At 61.8% G+C, this 19173-nt stretch carries 18 protein-coding genes and 1 pseudogene; 2 read left to right on the forward strand and 17 right to left on the reverse strand.

Annotation, left to right across the window (positions count from 1 at the left end):
- Positions 1–114: 114 nt before the first annotated feature.
- The 6 genes from cimA to cysS form a co-directional block, all read right to left on the reverse strand.
- Positions 115–1731: a citramalate synthase gene (gene cimA, locus HJB89_RS09295; RefSeq protein WP_221149625.1), complete on the reverse strand. Its 1617-nt coding sequence runs from the start codon at positions 1729–1731 to the stop codon at positions 115–117.
- 210 nt (positions 1732–1941) lie between these two features.
- On the reverse strand, positions 1942–2904 hold the full coding sequence (pip, locus tag HJB89_RS09300; RefSeq protein ID WP_221149626.1) for a prolyl aminopeptidase: 963 nt from the start codon (positions 2902–2904) through the stop codon (positions 1942–1944).
- Positions 2901–3377, reverse strand: a complete 477-nt coding sequence (locus tag HJB89_RS09305; RefSeq protein WP_207583640.1) for a GFA family protein — start codon at positions 3375–3377, stop codon at positions 2901–2903. Before HJB89_RS09305 ends, pip begins: the two co-directional genes overlap by 4 nt.
- Positions 3374–3862, reverse strand: a complete 489-nt coding sequence (locus HJB89_RS09310) for a GFA family protein (protein ID WP_221149627.1) — start codon at positions 3860–3862, stop codon at positions 3374–3376. The genes HJB89_RS09305 and HJB89_RS09310 overlap by 4 nt, the downstream gene beginning before the upstream one ends.
- Positions 3859–4335, reverse strand: a complete 477-nt coding sequence (locus HJB89_RS09315) for a GFA family protein (protein WP_221149628.1) — start codon at positions 4333–4335, stop codon at positions 3859–3861. The genes HJB89_RS09310 and HJB89_RS09315 overlap by 4 nt, the downstream gene beginning before the upstream one ends.
- 64 nt (positions 4336–4399) lie before the next feature.
- On the reverse strand, positions 4400–5791 hold the full coding sequence (gene cysS, locus HJB89_RS09320) for a cysteine--tRNA ligase (protein WP_221149630.1): 1392 nt from the start codon (positions 5789–5791) through the stop codon (positions 4400–4402).
- Between the two features lie 238 nt (positions 5792–6029).
- Here cysS and HJB89_RS09325 point away from each other — a divergent pair.
- Positions 6030–6814: pseudogene (locus tag HJB89_RS09325) on the forward strand (GH25 family lysozyme).
- 2 nt (positions 6815–6816) lie between these two features.
- Here the strand turns inward: HJB89_RS09325 and HJB89_RS09330 are convergent.
- From HJB89_RS09330 to radA, 4 genes are all read right to left on the reverse strand, one after another.
- Positions 6817–7557 (reverse strand): SDR family NAD(P)-dependent oxidoreductase, encoded by a 741-nt coding sequence (locus HJB89_RS09330; RefSeq protein WP_221139787.1) that lies wholly within the window; start codon positions 7555–7557, stop codon positions 6817–6819.
- A 77-nt stretch (positions 7558–7634) separates the two neighbouring features.
- Positions 7635–9125 carry an amidophosphoribosyltransferase gene (purF, locus tag HJB89_RS09335; RefSeq protein WP_207583646.1) on the reverse strand — a complete coding sequence of 497 codons (1491 nt, stop codon included), beginning with the start codon at positions 9123–9125 and terminating at the stop codon, positions 7635–7637.
- Positions 9126–9275: 150 nt separating this feature from the next.
- Complete coding sequence (locus HJB89_RS09340) at positions 9276–9893, reverse strand: CvpA family protein (protein ID WP_164008666.1); 618 nt, start codon at positions 9891–9893, stop codon at positions 9276–9278.
- Between the two features lie 90 nt (positions 9894–9983).
- Entirely contained in the window at positions 9984–11384 is a 1401-nt protein-coding gene (radA, locus tag HJB89_RS09345) for a DNA repair protein RadA (RefSeq protein WP_221149632.1), read from the reverse strand.
- A 165-nt stretch (positions 11385–11549) separates the two neighbouring features.
- Here radA and HJB89_RS09350 point away from each other — a divergent pair, with 165 nt between their 5' ends.
- Positions 11550–12185, forward strand: coding sequence for a LysE family translocator (locus HJB89_RS09350; RefSeq protein WP_221149634.1), 636 nt, complete (start codon positions 11550–11552; stop codon positions 12183–12185).
- 8 nt (positions 12186–12193) lie between these two features.
- Here the strand turns inward: HJB89_RS09350 and alr are convergent, their stop codons facing one another.
- The 7 genes from alr to HJB89_RS09385 form a co-directional block, all read right to left on the reverse strand.
- Positions 12194–13366, reverse strand: coding sequence for an alanine racemase (alr, locus tag HJB89_RS09355; RefSeq protein ID WP_405048987.1), 1173 nt, complete (start codon positions 13364–13366; stop codon positions 12194–12196).
- 87 nt (positions 13367–13453) lie between these two features.
- Positions 13454–14950, reverse strand: a complete 1497-nt coding sequence (locus HJB89_RS09360) for a replicative DNA helicase (RefSeq protein ID WP_207584280.1) — start codon at positions 14948–14950, stop codon at positions 13454–13456.
- Positions 14951–15278: 328 nt separating this feature from the next.
- Positions 15279–15857, reverse strand: coding sequence for a 50S ribosomal protein L9 (gene rplI / locus HJB89_RS09365; protein ID WP_207583650.1), 579 nt, complete (start codon positions 15855–15857; stop codon positions 15279–15281).
- A 22-nt stretch (positions 15858–15879) separates the two neighbouring features.
- Positions 15880–16866 carry a DUF2232 domain-containing protein gene (locus HJB89_RS09370; RefSeq protein ID WP_164008680.1) on the reverse strand — a complete coding sequence of 329 codons (987 nt, stop codon included), beginning with the start codon at positions 16864–16866 and terminating at the stop codon, positions 15880–15882.
- Between the two features lie 148 nt (positions 16867–17014).
- Positions 17015–17263 carry a 30S ribosomal protein S18 gene (rpsR, locus tag HJB89_RS09375; RefSeq protein ID WP_003547038.1) on the reverse strand — a complete coding sequence of 83 codons (249 nt, stop codon included), beginning with the start codon at positions 17261–17263 and terminating at the stop codon, positions 17015–17017.
- Positions 17264–17277: 14 nt separating this feature from the next.
- A complete protein-coding gene (gene rpsF / locus HJB89_RS09380) occupies positions 17278–17736 on the reverse strand; it encodes a 30S ribosomal protein S6 (protein WP_207583651.1) in 459 nt (152 codons plus the stop codon).
- A 334-nt stretch (positions 17737–18070) separates the two neighbouring features.
- A complete protein-coding gene (locus tag HJB89_RS09385) occupies positions 18071–19114 on the reverse strand; it encodes an aldo/keto reductase (RefSeq protein WP_221149637.1) in 1044 nt (347 codons plus the stop codon).
- Positions 19115–19173 lie beyond the last annotated feature (59 nt).

The raw sequence follows: 19173 nt of genomic DNA on the forward strand, positions 1-19173 counted from the left end.
ATAGGCCAATTCATTTCAATGAACCTTGAGAGAATTTGAAGCGGAAACGAGGTGACGGACGGATGATGGCGGCAAAGACCGGCAAGGCTTCCTCGCCGAACCGGCGGAAGAGACTTATTCCGCCGCGATCTTGCCTGCCAGCTGCCGGTTCTTCATCAACTTGTAGATGACGGAGTCCATCAGTGCTTGGAACGAGGCGTCGATGATGTTCTCCGAGACGCCGACCGTCCACCAGCGCACGCCGTCGCTGTCGGTGGACTCGATCAGAACGCGGGTGATCGCCTCCGTGCCGCCATTGAGGATACGCACCTTGAAATCGGCGAGCACCAGATCGTCGATCTCGTGCTGGTATTTGCCGAAATCCTTGCGCAGCGCGAGGTCGAGCGCGTTCACCGGGCCTTCGGCATCGGCAACCGACATCAGCGTCTGGCCGTCGATGGTGATCTTCACCACGGCCTCGGAGACGATCTTCACGCGGCCAAGACTGTCGAAGCGGCGCTCGATCATCACCCGGAAGCCTTCGATGGTGAAGAATTCCGGGATCGTGCCGAGCGTGCGGTGCGCCAGCAGCTCGAAGCTCGCATCTGCGCCCTCATAGGCATAGCCGATGGATTCACGTTCCTTGACGATCGAGATCAGCAAGTCGAGCTTTGGATCGTCCTTGGCGACGGTAATGCCGCGCCGCTTCAGCGCATTGATGAAGTTCGCCTTGCCGCCCTGGTCTGACACCATGACCTTGCGGAAGTTGCCGATGGTCTCCGGCGGCACGTGTTCATAGGTCCGCGGGTCCTTGATCAGCGCCGATGCATGGATGCCGGCCTTGGTGGCGAAGGCGGAAGCGCCGACATAGGGCATCTGATGATCAGGCGAGCGGTTGAGCAGCTCGTCGAAGGCATGCGAAAGGCGGGTGAGATTGAGCAGCCGCTCCTCGTCGATTGCCGTTTCGAAACGTGTGTTGTAGGCGCTCTTTAGCGCCAGCGTCGGGATCAGCGTCACCAGATTGGCATTGCCGCAACGCTCGCCGATGCCGTTCAGCGTGCCCTGGATCTGCCGGACGCCGGCCTCGACCGCGGCCAATGAATTGGCGACCGCCTGGCCGGTGTCGTTATGGGCATGAATCCCAAGACAGTGGCCGGGAACGCCTGAGGCGATCACCGCCTCGACGATGGCGCGCACCTCCGGCGGCTGCGTGCCGCCATTTGTGTCGCAGAGCACCACCCAGCGGGCGCCGCTGTCATAGGCGGTCTTGGCGCAGGCGAGCGCATAGGCCGGATTGGCCTTGAAGCCGTCGAAGAAATGCTCGCAATCGACAATCGCCTCCTTGCCGGCGCCGACCGCCGCCTTGACGCTTTCGGCGATGCTTTCGAGGTTTTCCTCGTTAGTGCAGCCAAGCGCCACCGCAACATGATAATCCCAGCTCTTGGCGACGAAACAGATGGCGTCGGATTTCGCCTGCAGCAGCCCGGCAATGCCGGGATCATTGGAAACCGAAACGCCCGCCCGCTTCGTCATGCCGAAGGCAACGAAGGCGGCCCGGCTGGTGCGCTTCTCGCTGAAGAAGGCTGTATCCGTCGGATTGGCGCCGGGATAGCCGCCCTCGACGTAATCGATGCCGAATTCGTCCAGCATCGCGGCGATCGCAATCTTGTCCTCGACCGAGAAATCGATGCCGGGCGTCTGCTGCCCGTCCCGGAGCGTCGTGTCGAAGAGGTAGATTTTTTCCTTGGTCACCGCGATGCCTCCCAGGCATTTAATGTTTTCATCCGGGGCTCACCCCCCTCTGCCCTGCCGGGCATCTCCCCCACAAGGGGGGAGATCGAAAATTCGCTGAGCTGCAGTCCAGGCCATCGAGGTTTGGGCAAGGAGCCCACGCCCAGCCGATCTCCCTCCTTGTGGGGGAGATGCCCGGCAGGGCAGAGGGGGTAGTCGCGGCGTGCGACATCAATCCGCCTTCCCAGCAAACTTATCCGTCGCCCGGATCAGCTGGTCGAGAATCCCCGGCTCCGAATAGGCATGGCCCGCACCCTCGATCAGGTGGAGCTCTGCCTTCGACCAGGCCTTGTGCAACTGCCAGGCATATTTTGCCGGGCAGGGCATGTCGTAGCGTCCATGCACGATGACGCCGGGAATATCCTTGAGCTTGCCGGCATCGCGGATCAGCTGTCCCTCGTCCATCCAACCGGCATTGACGAAGAAATGGTTCTCGATGCGTGCGAATGCATAGGCGAATTCCGGCTCCTCGAACTTGCCGCTCGTCGAAGGTTCGGGCAGCAGCGTGATCGTTTCGCCTTCCCAGATACTCCAGGCCTGCGCGGCCTTGAGGCGCACGTCTCTGTCTTCGTGCGTCAGGCGGCGATGATAGGCATGCATCATCTCATGCCGCTCTTCCGGCGGAATGGGAGCGATAAAGCGCTCCCACTTGTCCGGGAACATTTCCGAGACGCCGAACTGGTAGTACCAGTCGAGCTCGGCCTTGGTCAGCGTATAGATCCCGCGCAGGATGAGCTCGGAGACGCGCTCCGGATGCGCCTCGGCGTAGGCGAGCGCCAGGGTCGAACCCCAGGAGCCGCCGAACACCTGCCAGCTGTCGACGCCGGCCATCTCGCGCAGACGCTCGATATCGGCGACGAGATGCCAGGTCGTGTTGGCGTTAAGTTCGGCATGCGGTGTCGACCGGCCGCAACCGCGCTGGTCGAACAGCATGACGTCGTAGAGCTGAGGATCGAAAAGCCGGCGATGGGCGGGCGAAATGCCGCCGCCCGGGCCGCCATGCAGGAAGACGGCCGGCTTGGCGCCAGGCGTTCCCGACCGCTCCCAATAGATCACATGGCCGTCACCGACATCGAGATGGCCGGAGGCATAGGGTTCGATCTCGGGATAGAGTGTGCGCAGGATCTCGGTCATATCTTCACGCCTTTCGCGGGCCAGAGCGCGGTGTCGTGATCGGGATGCTGGAAGGAAATGATCGCCTCCTGCCGCGCGTAGAAATCCTGATCCTTCAGCACCGGCGCATCGAAGATCTCTTCGACCCAGGGCAGGCGGGCCTCGTAGTTTACCTGGACCAGCGGTGCGAGATCGCTGCGGTCGTCGAAAGTGCCGATCGCAAGCTCCAGCCCGCCCGGATGACGATAGGTCATCGGCGTGCCGCAATTGCTGCAGAAGCCACGGTCGATATTGACCGAGGACTGGAAATAGCTCGGCTCGCCGCGCGTCCATTCCATCCCCTCCTCAGGCGCAGTAACGAGCGCCGAGAAGAAACCGCCGAACTGCTTCTGGCACATGCGGCAATGGCAGATCGAGGGTCGCCCCAGTCCGCCTGAAATGCGGAAGCGCACGGCGCCGCATTGGCATCCGCCTGTTTTTATCGTGTCCGTCATGAGATTTCTCCGAGGGGCCAGCTTTTCGTGTCGTGGTCGGGGTGCTGATGGTTGCTTGCCGCAATCGCGTCCTCGCGGTCGGGTGTTTCAGCCTGTGGTTCCAGCGGCAGACCGTCCAGCGCGTGAAACCAGGACATCTTGCGGCCAGTGTTCGATTGCATCACGGGCTTGACCGTGTCGGGATTATCAAGCGAGCCGAGCGTGATGTTGATGAAATTCATCTCCGGAATGTCGTAAAACAGCGGCGTGCCGCAATCGCCGCAGAAGCCGCGCCGCACCAGATCCGATGACTGAAACCATTTCGGCGCGCCGCGCGTCAGCTCGAAATCTTGACGCTCCGCCGCTGCAAGCGGCATGAAATAATTGCCGGCCGCCTTCTGGCACATGCGGCAATGGCAAAGGTGGGGATAACCGAGTTCGCCTTCAGCGCGGTAACGCACCGCCCCGCATTGGCACCCGCCGCTTCTGTCTGCGTGCACTGTCATCTGGGCTCCTTGCGCGGCCATGCCAGCGTCTCATGATCGGGATGCTGGAAGGAGACGAGTTCGAGCACGAAGGGGGCGGCTTGCGCATCCTCTTCCGTCCGGTGCCCCGGCAATTCGTGCAGATGATCGACGAAGCCGATCTTGCCCTCGATGCCGAATTGCACCACCGGCGGGAGCGCCGAAGGATCGTCGAAGGCACCCGCGGCAATCGCAACCCCGTCAGGCGCCTCGTAGGAAAGCGGCGTGCCGCAATCGCCGCAGAAGCCGCGCTCGACGAAATTGGAAGAGCGGAATCTTTTCCGCTCCCCGCGCGTCCACGCAAAATCGGCGCCACGCACCGACACCAGCGGCGCATAATAAGCCCCGAACGCCTTCTGGCACATGCGGCAATGACAGATCGACGAATCCTTGATCTCGCCGCTGACGCGAAAGCGCACCGCACCGCACTGGCAGCCGCCGGTATAGGTGGTCATGGACAATCCCTCCGCAACAATGTGGGGAGGGGTTGGGGAGGGGCCTTATCCCCAGACACCACTCTCACCGCTTGACCTCCCACGTCGTCACCCGCTCGCCGGTCGCCGTATTCTTGCCGTCCTTCAGCTGGATGCCTTTCGCGGTCAGCTCGTCGCGGATATTGTCGGCCTCGGCGAAGTTCTTCGCCTTCAGCATCTCCAGACGCATGGCGACCAGTGCATCGACTGCCGCTGCGACGACCGCGTCGATTTCTGCTTTCCTCGGCAGCAGCCCGAGGAGGGCAGCGGTTGCCGCGAAGGCGGCGCCGGCGGCGGGATCCGTATGGGCAGCTTGCGCCAGCGCATGCAATGCCTGCACCGCCGCCACCGTGTTGAGGTCGTCGGCCAGCGCATTGAGCACGGTTTCGTCGGGTGCGGTATCGCCGGCTTCGGTCGCCGGCCATTTGGCGAGCAGCCGTTCGGCCTCTTCCAGCCGCTTGATCGAGAAATCGATCGGCTCGCGGTAATGCGTCATCAGCATGGCAAGGCGCAGCACCTGGCCCGGCCATTTCCGGCCGCCGAAAACCGGCGTGTACAGCAACTCGTGGATGGTGACGAAATTGCCTTCGGATTTCGACATCTTGCGGCCTTCGACCTGCAGGAAGCCGTTATGCATCCAGACATTCGCCATCACCTCGGTGCCGTGGGCGCAACGCGACTGGGCGATCTCGTTTTCATGATGCGGGAAGATCAGGTCCAGCCCGCCGCCATGAATGTCGAAGACATCGCCGAGATAGCGCTTGCTCATCGCCGAGCACTCGATATGCCAGCCAGGCCGGCCGCGGCCCCAAGGGCTCTCCCAGCCGGGCTCGTTGTGGCTCGACAGCTTCCAGAGCACGAAATCGCCCGGGTTCTTCTTGTGCGCGTCGACGGCGATGCGGGCGCCGGCCTGCTGCTCGTCGAGCGGGCGCTTCGAAAGTTGGCCGTAATCCGCCATGGACTTGGTGTCGAACAGCACTTCGCCGGCTGCGACATAGGCATGGCCGTTGCCGATCAGCTTCTCGATGATCTCGGTCATCCCAGTAATATTGTCGGTCGCCCGCGGCTCGAAGGTCGGCTCCAGGCAGCCGAGTTCGGCGACATCGGCGTGAAATTGCGTCTCGGTCTTTTCGGTGACCGCCCGGATCGCTTCGTTGAGCGGCAGGCCGGGATGATCCCGGAGCGCCCGCGCATTGATCTTGTCGTCGACGTCGGTGATGTTGCGGGCATAAGTGACGTGGTCTTGGCCATAGACATGGCGCAGCAGCCGGAACAGCACGTCGAAGACGATGACCGGCCGGGCATTGCCGATATGAGCGAAATCATAGACGGTCGGGCCGCAGACATACATGCGGACATTGTTGGGATCGATCGGCGAAAGAACCGATTCTTCCCGTGTCAGCGTGTTGTACAGCCTCAGTTCCGGCATGCCGCCCATTCCACTCTCCCATAAGTACAATCAGAAATATCGCGACCGGCGGGCCGGGGCGTTTCGCATCTTGACTATTTGGGAGACGAAAACGGCCGGGCCAGCGCTTGCGCTAGCGAATAATCTTTCCGCAGATAATGCAGATAACCGTTTTCATGCCGCGTTTTATGGCGTGGGAATGACGTTTGGTCAAGAGGGGCGAAGAACGATCCCGCGGTACGGTTCGTCCGCCATTTTCGCGGCACAAATCGTTTATCGTCAAGCTACTGAAAATGGGGGGAATGTCAGAAGCTTGGTTCGGTGGACGATTGCGGCGACTGCAATTCTGGCAGTCGCATTGGCTGCATATTTCGCATACGATTTCGGGATGCTTCGCTTCAACAATCCATCCTTGAGCCGCTATCCGATCCAGGGCATCGATGTCAGCCATCATCAGGGCGATATCGATTGGAAGATGGTGGCCGCGCAGCCGAATGTCCGTTTCGCGATCATGAAGGCGACCGAAGGCGGCGACCACAAGGATTCCAGGTTCGCCGACAACTGGCGGCGCGCCGGCGATGCAGGAGTGGTCAGGGGCGCTTATCATTTCTTCACCTTCTGCCGCCCGGGCAAGGATCAGGCGCAGAACGTCCTCGCCACCGTGCCGAAGGAACCGGGAACCCTGCCCATCGCCGTCGATCTGGAGTTTGTCGGCAATTGCACAAGATCCCGACGCTCGAGGAGATGGCCACCGAACTGAACGCCTTCCTCATCGAGCTGAAAGGCACCTTTCCGGAAAAGCCGATCTTTTACGTCACGCAGGAATTCTTCGATCGCTATCTGAAAGGCAATGAATACCGCTTCCCCGACCATTTCCTGTGGCTGCGAAGCGTGTTCCAAGAACCGACGCAGGAAGATTGCGGTGGTTGGTCGATCTGGCAATTTGCCGACAACGGCACTGTCGACGGCATTCAGGGAGCGGTGGACCTCAATGCGGTGTGCCCGTCGGAAACGGGCTTCGCACATCTGTTCCCAGCCGTTGCTGTCAAATGACGCTACTCCGGCAGGCGGTAGTCGACGAGCTTGTTTTCCCGCACGATGAACAGTTTGCCCGTCTCGGTCACACCAGGCCCCGTCAATGGCAGGATCGCCTTGGCGATCTCGGAGGGATGCGGCAGCGTCTGCGGATCTTCGCCCGGTACCGCCTGGGCGCGCATCGCCGTGCGGGTGGCGCCCGGATCGACGCTGGTGATGCGCAGCGGCGTCGATTGGCTCTCGCCGGCCCAGGTCCGAGCCAGCGCCTCGACGGCCGCCTTGGAAGCGGAGTAGGCGCCCCAGAAGGGCCGGCACTTGTGGGCGGCACCCGAGGACAGGATGACGGCGCGGCCGGCATCCGAGCGGGTCAGCAGCGGATCGACCGACCGGATCAGCCGCCATGTGGCAGTGACGTTGATGGTCATCACCTTTTCGAACACCTTCGCCTCGATATGACCGATCGGCGAAATGACGCCGAGCACGCCGGCATTGGCGACGAGGATATCGAGTTTGCCCCAGCGCTCGAAGATCGAGCCGCCGAGCGCGTCGATCGCATTCATGTCGGCCAGGTCGAAGGGGACGAGCGTCGCCGTGCCGCCGACCGCCTTGATCGCATCGTCGAGATCCTCGAGCCCGCCGACCGTGCGGGCGCAGGCGATCACATGGGCGCCGGCTTTGGCAAGCTCCAGCGCCGTGAAATACCCGATGCCACGCGATGCACCGGTGACGAGTGCGATCTTGCCCTCAAGATTGATGTTCATCTGTTCCGGTTCCGGATTTGCTTGCGATGGCGAGGGGCGCACGAGCCCCTCGGAAGGGAAGTCAAAGCAGCGGCGGCTCAGCCGTTGCTGGCAAGCATCGAAAGCTTGTTGCCCATCGACTCGCCGTTCTTGTCGAGCAGGCGGGTCGGATAGTCACCGGTGAAGTAGTGGTCGGTGAATTGCGGCCGGGCAGGATTGCGGTCCTCGCCGCCGACGGCGCGGTAAAGCCCGTTGATCGACAGGAAGGCAAGCGAGTCCGCGCCGATATATTTGGCCATGGCGTCGACATCGGCATACTGGTTCGCCAGGAGCTTTTCGGCATCGGGCGTGTCGATGCCGTAAAAGTCGGGGAAGAAGATCATCGGGCTGGCGACGCGGAGATGGACTTCGCGCGCGCCCGCTTCACGGATCATCTGGACGATCTTGAGAGACGTCGTGCCGCGCACGATGGAATCATCGACCAGCACCACACGCTTGCCTTCGATCATCGCCCGGTTGGCCGAATGCTTCAGCTTCACCCCAAAGGCGCGGATCTGCTGGGTCGGTTCGATGAAGGTGCGGCCGACATAGTGGTTGCGGATGATGCCGTATTCGAAGGGAATGCCGCTTTCCTGTGCGAAGCCGAGAGCCGCCGGCGTGCCGCCGTCCGGCACCGGCACGACAACGTCGGCCTCGACGGGCGATTCCTTGGCGAGGTTCATGCCCATATTCTTGCGCGTCGTATAGACGTTGCGGCCGCCGACGACCGAGTCCGGCCGGGCGAAATAGACATATTCGAACAGGCAGAGCCGTTCCGGCTGCCGCTTGCCGGGCTTGCGGGCATCGATGCTGATCGAGCCGTCGGGCTGGATTTCGCAGATGACGACCTCGCCATTTTCCACGTCGCGGATGAACTTGGCGCCGATGATGTCGAGCGCGCAGGTTTCCGAGCAGAAGATCGGCTTGCCGTCGAGTTCGCCCATCACCAGGGGGCGGATGCCGGTCGGGTCACGCGCGGCAATCAGCTTAGTGCGCGTCATCGCGAGCATCGAATAGCCGCCTTCCATCTGGCGAATGGCGTCGATGAAGCGGTCGGACGTGGAAGCGTGGCGGGAGCGGGCGATGAGATGGAGCACCACTTCGGTATCGGACGTCGACTGACAGATGGCGCCGGTCGCGATAATCTGGCGGCGCAGCGTCAGGCCGTTGGTGAAATTACCGTTATGGGCAATGGCGATCCCGCCTTCCTCAAGTTCGGCAAACAGCGGCTGCACGTTGCGCATGGCGACTTCGCCTGTCGTCGAGTAGCGGGTATGACCGATCGACATGCTGCCGGGCAGGCGGGCGAGCGTCATCGGATTGGTATAGTGGTCGCCGACCAGGCCCATATGGCGCTCCTGATAGAAGCGCTTGCCGTCGAACGAGACGATGCCGGCTGCTTCCTGTCCGCGATGCTGAAGCGCATGCAGACCAAGAGCCGTCAGTGCCGCGGCATCGGGATGTCCCAAAATTCCGAAAACCCCGCATTCCTCATGCAGCGTATCTCCGTCGAGCGGATCGTCGGTCGGGAAGGAATGGGACTGGTTCATTTCTGCGGGCCTCTGCTCTCACAAGAATGGATCGGCATTTCCAGAAATAACTGAAGCCCGGCAGAGCTGGAATGCCCGGCCGGACCCCTTATTTGACATCCCGCTCAAATGGCAATTGTCGGAGGGCGGGTCAAGCTCTTGAACACTGTGTCAATTCGCTGGCTGCTGTGCAGGCGCGGTCGGTGCGTCTTCTGCCGGTGCCTGGTCGCCCGTCGGCGGATTGGTGCCTTCGGCGCCCTGTGCCGGCGGCTGAAGCTTATCACGGATGCTCGCCGGTATCATCTGGGCAAATTGCTCCGGCAGAACCGATTTCAGCTTCACGACCATCGAATCCAGGAAGGGTTTCGATTTTGCTTGGTTGACCCAGGCCGGGCGGTGGTCGACATCGACCAGCCAGTTCCAGAAGGCGACGGCGACGACCAGCAGCAGCACGCCGCGCGCTGCCCCGAACAGGAAACCGAGCGTGCGGTCGAGCGCGCCGACGCGGCTGTCGATGATGAAATCGGCAATCTTCATCGTGATGAAAGAAATGACGATGAGCGCGATCAGGAAGACGACCGCTGCCGAACCGACGATCGCGATGCGGTCGTCATCGGTATATTTCTTCGCGTAGGGCAACAGGTACGGATAGAGGTAATAGGCCGCCGCTGCCGATCCGCCCCAGCTCGCGATTGAGAGGATCTCGCGCGAAAAGCCGCGGACCATCGCCAGCACGGCGGAGAAGAGCACGACGCCGATGACAATACCGTCGAAAATCGTAATGGGCATGTAAATTCAACTCCAGGACTGCCGCTTGGCGGCCGTGTCGTGCCTTATCGTGTGCCTCCTATATCATTACCAATCTTGGCAATGAAAGGATCAAACCTCGTCTTCCACACGCAGCGCTCCCTTCGAGCCGGCGATGCGCGCCACCAGATCCGGCAGGCTTTCGACCTCGCTCCACCGCCCGCCGGAGCCCTTCGGCAGTTCGGCGGAGGCGGATGGAAGCAGTGCTGCGGAAAAGCCCAGCTTCTCGGCTTCCTTGAGGCGCTGGGCGGTGTGCGCAACCGGCCGGATGGCGCCCGACAGGCTGACTTCGCCGAAATAGACGCAATCGGCGGGAAGGGCAATACCGGCAAGCGAGGAAACCAGCGCCGAGGCGACGGCGAGATCGGCCGCCGGTTCGGTGATGCGGTAACCGCCGGCAACATTGAGGTAGACGTCATGCTGGCCGAGCCTGACGCCGCAATGGGCTTCCAGCACCGCGAGGATCATCGACAGCCGGGCCGAATCCCAGCCGACCACGGCGCGCCGTGGTGTGCCGAGCGAGGTCGGCGCCACCAGCGCCTGCACCTCGACGAGAATGGGACGCGTGCCCTCCATGCCGGCAAAGACGGCAGCACCCGGCGATTTTTCGTTTCGTTCGCCGAGAAACAACTCCGAGGGGTTGGCAACCTCGCGCAGGCCCTTGTCTGACATTTCGAAAACGCCGATCTCGTCGGTCGGGCCGAAGCGGTTCTTGACCGTGCGCAGGATGCGGTAGTGATGGCCGCGATCGCCCTCGAAATAGAGCACGGCGTCGACCATATGCTCGACGACGCGCGGGCCGGCGATCTGCCCGTCCTTGGTGACATGCCCGACCAGCACCATGGCGGCCCCGGTCTGCTTGGCGAAACGGATCATCGCCTGCACGCCGGTGCGCACCTGCGTCACCGTTCCCGGCGCGGATTCGGCCAGTTCGCTCCACAGCGTCTGGATGGAATCGATAATGACGAGGTCCGGCCGCTTGCCCTCGGCAAGTGTCGCCAGAATATCCTCGACATTGGTTTCGGCCGCCAGCATCACGTCGGTATCGGCCGCCGCAAGGCGCTGTGCCCGCAGCCGAACCTGCGCCACGGCTTCCTCGCCGGAAACGTAGATGATCTTGTGGCCGCGCCGCGCAAGGGCGGCGGCCGCCTGCATCAGCAGCGTCGATTTGCCGATACCGGGATCACCGCCGATCAGCACCGCCGACCCGCGCACGAAGCCGCCGCCGAGCGCCCGGTCGAGCTCCGACATGGCGGTATGAATGCGCGGCGCCTCCTCGACCTCGCCTGAGAGCGCCGTCAGCGCCACCGGCCGGCCCTTCTTCGGCGTCTTGCCGGGGCCGGAGCCGATCCCGCCCATCGGGTCCTCTTCGACGATGGTGTTCCACTCGCCGCAGTTCTCGCATTTGCCGGCCCAGCGGTTGTGGATCGTGCCGCAACTCTGGCAGATGAATTGTGTCCTGGCCTTCGCCATCAATCACTCTTTCAGTCCGGGTTCCCGAGTGAAGCAGACGCGCCGCTTCATCGAATCATTGTCGTGCCTGAGATAATGGCTATCGCGACGGATCAAAACTAATGATTTTCCCATCAGCGCCTCCCGTGCCTATCCTTTGCCTCTGCTCATTCTGAACGGTGGAAGATGTTCGATTATTCGCTTGCGCACTGGTTTGCATTTCTCTCAGCGGCGGTTCTGCTCAACCTGTCGCCCGGCCCCGACATCGCCTTCATCCTCGGTCACACGATGAAAAGCGGAAAACGCGCCGGTTTTTCCGCGTTGTTCGGCGTCTGGTCCGGCGCCTGCCTGCATGTACTGATGGCAGCGCTCGGCCTTTCCGCCGTGCTCGCCGCTTCCGCCGTCGCCTTCTCCGCGGTCAAATGGATCGGCGCCGCCTATCTCGTCTGGCTGGGCATCCAGGCTTTGCGCGCCGGCGGCGGCAATGGTCTGATAAAGACTGCCGGTGAAAAAATGCCGGCAGCAAGGATCTACCGACAGGGCATTCTGGTTTCATTGCTCAATCCGAAAGTGGCGATTTTCTTCCTGGCCTTCCTGCCGCAATTCGTCGTTGAAGGGGCAGGGCCGGCATGGGCCCAGCTCATGCTGCATGGCGGGCTGATCATCGTCGTCGCTGCCTTCATCGAGCCGCCGCTCGTCCTCCTCGGAGGGCGCCTTGCCGATGCGCTCAGGCATAATCAAAAAATTGGGTTATGGCTCGATCGCGGCCTCGGCGCGCTTTTCCTGGCGCTCGGCGTCCGCCTTGCGCTCAGCAGCCGCTGACGGGTAGGTTATTCCTCGTCGGCGACATAGCGCCGCTCGTGGCGGAGCCCCATGCTGGTCAGGATCTCGTATCCGATCGTGCCTGCCGCCCGCGCCACATCGTCCAGGGCCATGTTCTTTCCGAACAGCTCGACATAATCCCCGGCGCGCACGGCGTTGTCAGGCAGATCCGTCACGTCGAAGATCGTCAGGTCCATCGTGATCCTGCCCGCGACCGGCACCTTACGTCCGGCGATGAAGCCTTGCCCACCCTGCGGTACGGTCTGGCGCAGCGGCACGCCGCCGCTCGACAGGCTGCGCATGTAGCCGTCGGCATAACCGGCCGAAGCGATCGCCAGCCGGCTTTTGCGGCCAAGCTGCAGCGCCCGCCCGTAGCTGACGGTCTCGCCGGCCTCGACGCTGCGCACCTGGATGATGCGGGCTTCCGCGGTTGCCACCGGCCGCATCGGATTGGCCAGGCCGCAGACCGCCTCGGCGCCATAAAGCGCGATGCCGGGACGGGTCAAGTCGAAGTGATAATCCTCGCCGAGGAAAATGCCGGCCGAGGCGGCAAGGCTTGAATCGATGCCTTCATAGGCGGCGCTAACCCTGTGGAATGATTCGAGTTGCTGCCGGTTCATCGCATGGCTGGGATCGTCGGCGCAGGCGAGATGGCTCATGACAAGCACCGGTGCGAAGCTCGCCGGACGTGAGACGTCGTCGGCGAGCGCGATCGCATCGTCCATATGCAATCCGAGCCGATTGAAGCCGGTATCGACATGCAGCGCGCAGGGGTAGTCACCGTAATCGGCAAGTACCGCCATCCAGAAGGCGAGCTGCTCGTCAGAGGAGATCACCGGAACCAGATCGTTTTCGAAGAAGCGCCGCTCGGTGCCCGGCCATATGCCCGAGAGCACGAAAATGCGCGCCTCGGGCGCATAGAGGCGAAGCGTCACACCCTCGTCGACGGTCGCGACGAAGAAGTCGCGGGCGCCTGCCATGTAGAGCGCTTCGCCGGCATCCTCGATGCCCATGCCGTAGGCATCCGCCTTGACGACCGCCGAGGCGCGCGCCGCACCGGAGCGGCGCGCCATGTCGCGCCAGTTCTCCGTCAAGGCCGTCAGGTCGACGGTCAGTCGCAGGCCTGCCGAGGCAAAATTATCGTCTTCGGGGGCGTCGAGAAAATCGCTCATGATCCACATCGAAAAGAGGCCGGAGGAGGATTCTCCGGCCAGTTTAAAGGTCGATTTTGTCAATGGAAAGCCCGGCGCTGCAGCATCGCTGCGCGATCAGTGCTCTTCATATTGGGTGAAGGACGGATCGGCGAGATCGGCAAAGCGGGTGAATTCCGCCTGGAAGGCGAGCTTCACCGTGCCGGTCGGCCCGTGGCGCTGCTTGGCGATGATGACGTCGGCGGTACCCTTCACCTTGTCGAACAGCGCTTCCCATTCCGGATATTTCGGATCGTGGATGTCGCGCGGTTCCGAATTCTTGACGTAGTATTCCTCGCGGAACACGAAGAGCACAACGTCGGCGTCCTGCTCGATCGAGCCGGATTCGCGAAGGTCGGAGAGCTGCGGCCGCTTGTCGTCGCGGCTTTCCACCTGACGCGAGAGCTGCGACAAAGCGATGATCGGAACGTTGAGTTCCTTGCCGAGCGCCTTCAGGCCGGTGGTGATCTGGGTGATTTCCTGCACGCGGTTGTCGCTGGATTTGCCCGAGCCGGTCATCAGCTGAATGTAGTCGACCACAAGCACGTCGAGGCCGCGCTGGCGCTTGAGACGGCGCGCGCGCGCCGAAAGCTGGGCAATCGAGATACCACCGGTCTGGTCGATATAAAGCGGCACCTTCTGCATCATCATCGAGCAGGCGACGAGCTTTTCGAAATCGGCATCGTTGATGTCGCCGCGGCGGATCTTCGAGGAGGAGACTTCCGTCTGCTCGGAGATGATACGGGTGGCAAGCTGTTCCGACGACATTTCCAGCGAATAGAAACCGACGACGCCGCCGTTCTTCGCCTTCGTGCTGCCGTCCGACTGGACTTCGCCTTCGTAGGCGGCAGCGATATTGTAGGCGATATTGGTCGCAAGCGAAGTCTTGCCCATGCCGGGACGTCCGGCAAGAACGATCAAGTCCGAACGCTGCAGGCCGCCCATCTTGGAATCCAGCGAATGGATGCCGGTGGAAATGCCGGAAAGCCCGCCGTCGCGTTCCTTGGCGACGGCCGCCATGTCGATCGCCAGCGCAACCGCATCATTGAAGGCCTGGAAGCCGCCGTCGTAGCGGCCGTTTTCCGCCAGTTCGAAGAGGCGGCGTTCGGTATCCTCGATCTGCGACTGCGGCGGCATGTCGAGCGGCGCGTCGTAGGCGATGTTGACGACATCTTCGCCGATGGTGATCAGCGCCCGGCGCAGCGCCAGATCGTAGATCGCCCGGCCGTAATCCTCGGCATTGATGACGGTGACGGCATTGCTGACGAGGCTCGCCAGATATTGCGAAACCGTCATATCGCCGACCTTCTCGTCGGCCTTCAGGAAGGTCTTGATCGTCACCGGATTGGCGATTTTGCCCATGCGGATGATATCGCCGGCAACCTCGAAGATCTTCCTGTGCAGCGGTTCATAGAGATGAATCGGCTTCAGGAAGTCCGACACCCGGTAATAGGCGTCGTTGTTCATCAGGATAGCACCCAGAAGCGCCTGCTCGGCTTCGATATTGTTGGGTGCTTCGCGATAATGCTGCTCCGAGGGAGCAACGGCTGCAATCTTTCGAGCGGCGTCGTTCATCATCATCCGTTCTGTCTTTTTCCAGCTCCGGATTTGCAATTCCGGACGCGAAAATCAAGAGGCTGCGAGGGGAGCGGGGGCTCGCTTCGCTTAAATCCTGAACGCTGTGCACGTTGTTCGACTTCTCCACAGTCCTGGGCGACGCAAAGGAGAAATACCGGCAGTGTCACCCGCACGACACGGTATGGCGCCGACTCAGCCCATCCGTTTCGGAGAACTCTATTTTAGCGCGATGCGATAAGGCTCGCAGCAAAAACATCCGAAACATCCCCAACGAAAAAGCCCGGCGCTGTGGCCGGGCTTCCTGTCGTGGATTGCTCCGACGATATTATGCTTCGTCTTCGTCGACGCCGTCGGCTTCCGGATCGAAGAAATCTTCAGGACGCAGAGCGTCTTCGTCGACGCCGTAGATGGCGTCGACCGAGGTGAGTTCTTCGCCCTTGGACTGGCGCTCTGCCTCTTCGGCAGAACGGGCAACGTTCAGCTGGACGTGGATTTCGACTTCGGCATGCAGCTGCAGCTCGACCTTGTGCAGGCCGATCGCCTTGATCGGCGTGTTGAGGTGAACCTGATTGCGCCCGATGTTAAAGCCTTCGGCGGCGAGAATATCGACGACGTCACGGGCAGCGACCGAACCATAGAGCTGGCCGGTTTCGCCGGCCGAACGCACGACGATGAAGGACTTGCCGTCGAGAACGTCGGCAACCTTCTGGGCTTCCGACTTGCGCTCGAGGTTGCGGGCTTCGAGCGTCGAACGCTCGGCTTCGAAGCGGGTCTTGTTGGCGGCGTTGGCGCGCAGCGCCTTGCCGAGCGGAAGCAGGTAGTTACGGGCAAAGCCGTCGCGAACCTTTACGGTTTCGCCCATCTGGCCGAGCTTGGAGATGCGTTCGAGAAGGATGACTTGCATTTTCTTTTGCCTTTCTTGTGTCTCAAATTTTCGTGTCGGATTGTTTGGGGGCATCAGCATCTTTCGTCGGGGTCAGCGCGATCGCCTTGCGCGTATCGCTGAGACCGAGGACGAGGATGAGGAGAGCTGGCAGCAGCATGAGCATCGAAGCCAGGTAGCTAAGGATGAGGGCCGGGATGCGCCAGTCCTTGCCGCGCGTGCGGAAATGCAGCGAGGCGAAACCGGAAAGCACGAAGCCGGCGCCGAAGGTGCCGATCACCGTCGCGCCGACCAGCGCCGGAACGCCGCCGAAGAAGCAGGCGGCAAGCCCGGCGAGGAAGATGAAGATCGAGTTGCGGTTCATGCGCAGCGACGAGGGAATGTCCTCGCGCGGGCGAAGGCCGCGACCTGACGCTGCGACGATGCGCACGGCGAAATAATAGGCGGCAAACAGCATGCTGACCCACATGCCGCCCTGCAAAGCCGGCAGCATCAGCAGGATCAGCGACTTGGTCTGCGCGGTGGCTGCCGGATCGGGCATGAATTCCGGCTGCTGCTGCTTGACCGAGGTGATCAGCAGATCGACGATCGGATCGGTGATCTCCGGCCCATAGCCGATCATCACGCCGATGACGATGACGGCGATCGTCACCAGGCCGCAGAGATGCAGCAGAATATCGGAGAGCGGATACCAGGCAAGCAGGTGGTCAGGGCCGCCGAGTTCGGAGGCGGGGCGAGCGAGATTGGCGAGGTGGCTGAGCCAGCCGGCCGGCAAGAGCGTCACCAGCGTCATGATCAGCGCAAAGGAAGGCGAGATGAAGATCGCGCCGAGCGCCGCTGCAGTGGCAACGGCCGAGATCGCCGCGGCATTGCCCCAGCCGAGCCCGACGATCAGGATCGGCAGCGCCGAGGCCGTGTAGAGGAGCGCGCTGAAAAACGACGGCTGCACGCTCGCGCCCAGCACCAGCAGGGCGGCGGTCAATCCGGCGAGTGCGCCGATCAGCAGCGTTTTAAGATCCGGTCGTTTCAAGGTCGCTGTCCTGCTTCATCAAGCAGTTAGAGGATGTTGCTGAATCGAATTCAGAAACGTCTCAACATGGGTTTTAAGAGTTCCGATCCGCGCCCATCGCAGAAGGGAGGCAACCCCCAGATCAGGAATCCGGGGGTCACATATTCTATTAGGCTACGACGTAGGGCAGCAGGCCGAGGAAACGGGCGCGCTTGATCGCCTGGGCGAGTTCGCGCTGCTTCTTCTGGGAAACAGCCGTGATGCGCGACGGAACGATCTTGCCGCGCTCGGAAATGTAGCGCTGCAGCAGACGTACGTCCTTGTAGTCGATCCGCGGCGCGTTGGCGCCGGAGAACGGGCAGGTCTTGCGGCGGCGATGGAACGGGCGGCGGACCGGAGCGGAGGAAGTTTCAGACATATCTCGGATCTCCCTTATACACGGTCTTCGCGCGGACGGCGCGGACGGTCGTCGAAGCCACCTTCACGCGGCGGACGCGGGCCGCGGTCACGATCGCCGAAGCCGCCTTCACGCGGGCCACGGCCGCCTTCGCGCGGACGGTCGTCGCGGTCGCGCTTCTGCGTCATGGCAGACGGCCCTTCTTCATGCTTCTCGACGGCGATCGTCATGTAGCGAAGAACGTCTTCGCTGATGCGCATCTGACGTTCCATTTCCTGGACGGCAGCAGCCGGTGCATCGATGTCCATCAGGGCGTAGTGCGCCTTGCGGTTCTTCTTGATGCGATAGGTAAGGGACTTGAGGCCCCAGTTCTCGATACGCCCGACTTTACCGCCGTTAGCTTCGATCACACCCTTGTACTGTTCTACGAGGGCATCGACCTGCTGAGCGGAAATATCCTGCCGGGCAAGGAATACATGTTCATAAAGAGCCATGACAGCTTTGCCTTTCTTGCGTTTGGTTCAACCCGATATTCGGCGGCTAAGCCTCAACGACTGCTCCTGATTGGGCGGACCCAGGCAAGAAAGCGTTTCCGAGACGGTCGAGAGCGGAGACACGGGAGGCTGGAACGCTTCCGTTCCGAACGATTTCCAACAGGAAACCGGCCCTCCGTTCAGCCACCAGCCAGAAGACCGGATTAACGAACAGGGCGGCTTATACGGATTTTTCGGGCAAACGCAAGCTCAATCGGACACTCGAGCCCGACGCAGACCAATCGGTAGCGTCTGGCTATTGCATAATTCCTTAAATCGAAATCAAGGAATATAATCAGAGCGGCAGCGGATACTGCCGATGCACCTTGGCGATCTCCGCCAGCACGTCGTTAGAAAGCGTCAGCTCGGCCGCGCCGATATCGACTTTCAGCTGCTCCATCGAGGTTGCGCCGATGATGGCCGAGGCCATGAAGGGCCTCGACAGGCAGAAGGCGATCGCCATGGCCGTTGGGTCGAGGCCGTAACTGGCCGCGATCGCCAGATAGGCTTTGGTCGCCGGCTCCTGCAGCGGCTGCAGGCGGCCGCCGATATCGTGGTTGATCGAGCCGCGCGAACCTTTCGGCCTGCGGCCATCGACATATTTACCGGACAGGATGCCGCCGGCGAGCGGCGAATAGGCGAGCAGCCCGACATCCTCATGGTGCGAGAGTTCGGCGAGATCGAGGTCGAAATGGCGGTAGAGCAGATTGTATTCGTTCTGGACGCTGGCGACGCGCGGCAGGCTCTTCTGTTCTGACAGTGTCAGGTATTTCTGGATGCCCCAGGTGGTTTCGTTGGAAAGGCCGATCGCCCGGATCTTGCCTTCCTTCACCAGTGCGCCGAGGGTTTCCAGGATGTCGAGCATATTGGCGACGGTCTGGTCGCGATCCTGGTTGAAGGGATTGTAGCTCCAGTTCTGGCGGAAATGGAAATGACCGCGGTTCGGCCAGTGGATCTGGTAGAGGTCGACGTAATCCGTCTTCAGCCGCGTCAGGCTGGCCTCGAGCGCCAGCCGTATATTCCTGGCATCCGCACCTTCGCCGCCGCGCAGATAATCGCGGCCGCGGCCGGCGACCTTGGTGGCGAGCACGATATCTCCTCGCTTGCCTGATTTGCCGAACCAGCTGCCGATATAGTCTTCGGTCCGGCCCTGTGTTTCCGGCGAAACGGGCGTGGTTGGGTAGAGTTCGGCGGTATCGAAGAAATTGACGCCCTTTTCGACGGCGTAATCCATCTGCGCGTGAGCGTCGGTTTCGCTGTTCTGCGAACCCCAGGTCATGGTGCCAAGGCAAATCTCTGAAACGGAAATGCCGGTGCGGCCTAGTGAATTGTACTGCATGGGAAAACCTTGGGAGAGAGGTGAAGCCTTAGGGAGGGTCCGCGCAAATCTAGGCTCGA

It is taken from the genome of Rhizobium sp. NZLR8 (assembly GCF_019685025.1).
Taxonomy (GTDB): domain Bacteria; phylum Pseudomonadota; class Alphaproteobacteria; order Rhizobiales; family Rhizobiaceae; genus Rhizobium.

Excerpts from the sequence above, each read along its gene's own strand:
- purF (WP_207583646.1), bottom strand. The coding sequence starts at position 9,125 with ATGAACCAGTCCCATTCCTTCCCGACCGACGATCCGCTCGACGGAGAT.
- rpsR (WP_003547038.1), bottom strand. The coding sequence starts at position 17,263 with ATGTCTGAAACTTCCTCCGCTCCGGTCCGCCGCCCGTTCCATCGCCGC.
- pip (WP_221149626.1), bottom strand. The coding sequence starts at position 2,904 with ATGACCGAGATCCTGCGCACACTCTATCCCGAGATCGAACCCTATGCC.
- rplI (WP_207583650.1), bottom strand. The coding sequence starts at position 15,857 with ATGCAAGTCATCCTTCTCGAACGCATCTCCAAGCTCGGCCAGATGGGC.
- alr (WP_405048987.1), bottom strand. The coding sequence starts at position 13,366 with ATGTGGATCATGAGCGATTTTCTCGACGCCCCCGAAGACGATAATTTT.
- HJB89_RS09310 (WP_221149627.1), bottom strand. The coding sequence starts at position 3,862 with ATGACAGTGCACGCAGACAGAAGCGGCGGGTGCCAATGCGGGGCGGTG.
- HJB89_RS09360 (WP_207584280.1), bottom strand. The coding sequence starts at position 14,950 with ATGAACGACGCCGCTCGAAAGATTGCAGCCGTTGCTCCCTCGGAGCAG.
- HJB89_RS09330 (WP_221139787.1), bottom strand. The coding sequence starts at position 7,557 with ATGAACATCAATCTTGAGGGCAAGATCGCACTCGTCACCGGTGCATCG.
- HJB89_RS09350 (WP_221149634.1), top strand. The coding sequence starts at position 11,550 with ATGTTCGATTATTCGCTTGCGCACTGGTTTGCATTTCTCTCAGCGGCG.
- radA (WP_221149632.1), bottom strand. The coding sequence starts at position 11,384 with ATGGCGAAGGCCAGGACACAATTCATCTGCCAGAGTTGCGGCACGATC.
- cysS (WP_221149630.1), bottom strand. The coding sequence starts at position 5,791 with ATGGGCGGCATGCCGGAACTGAGGCTGTACAACACGCTGACACGGGAA.
- HJB89_RS09305 (WP_207583640.1), bottom strand. The coding sequence starts at position 3,377 with ATGACGGACACGATAAAAACAGGCGGATGCCAATGCGGCGCCGTGCGC.
- HJB89_RS09315 (WP_221149628.1), bottom strand. The coding sequence starts at position 4,335 with ATGACCACCTATACCGGCGGCTGCCAGTGCGGTGCGGTGCGCTTTCGC.
- rpsF (WP_207583651.1), bottom strand. The coding sequence starts at position 17,736 with ATGGCTCTTTATGAACATGTATTCCTTGCCCGGCAGGATATTTCCGCT.
- HJB89_RS09385 (WP_221149637.1), bottom strand. The coding sequence starts at position 19,114 with ATGCAGTACAATTCACTAGGCCGCACCGGCATTTCCGTTTCAGAGATT.
- HJB89_RS09340 (WP_164008666.1), bottom strand. The coding sequence starts at position 9,893 with ATGCCCATTACGATTTTCGACGGTATTGTCATCGGCGTCGTGCTCTTC.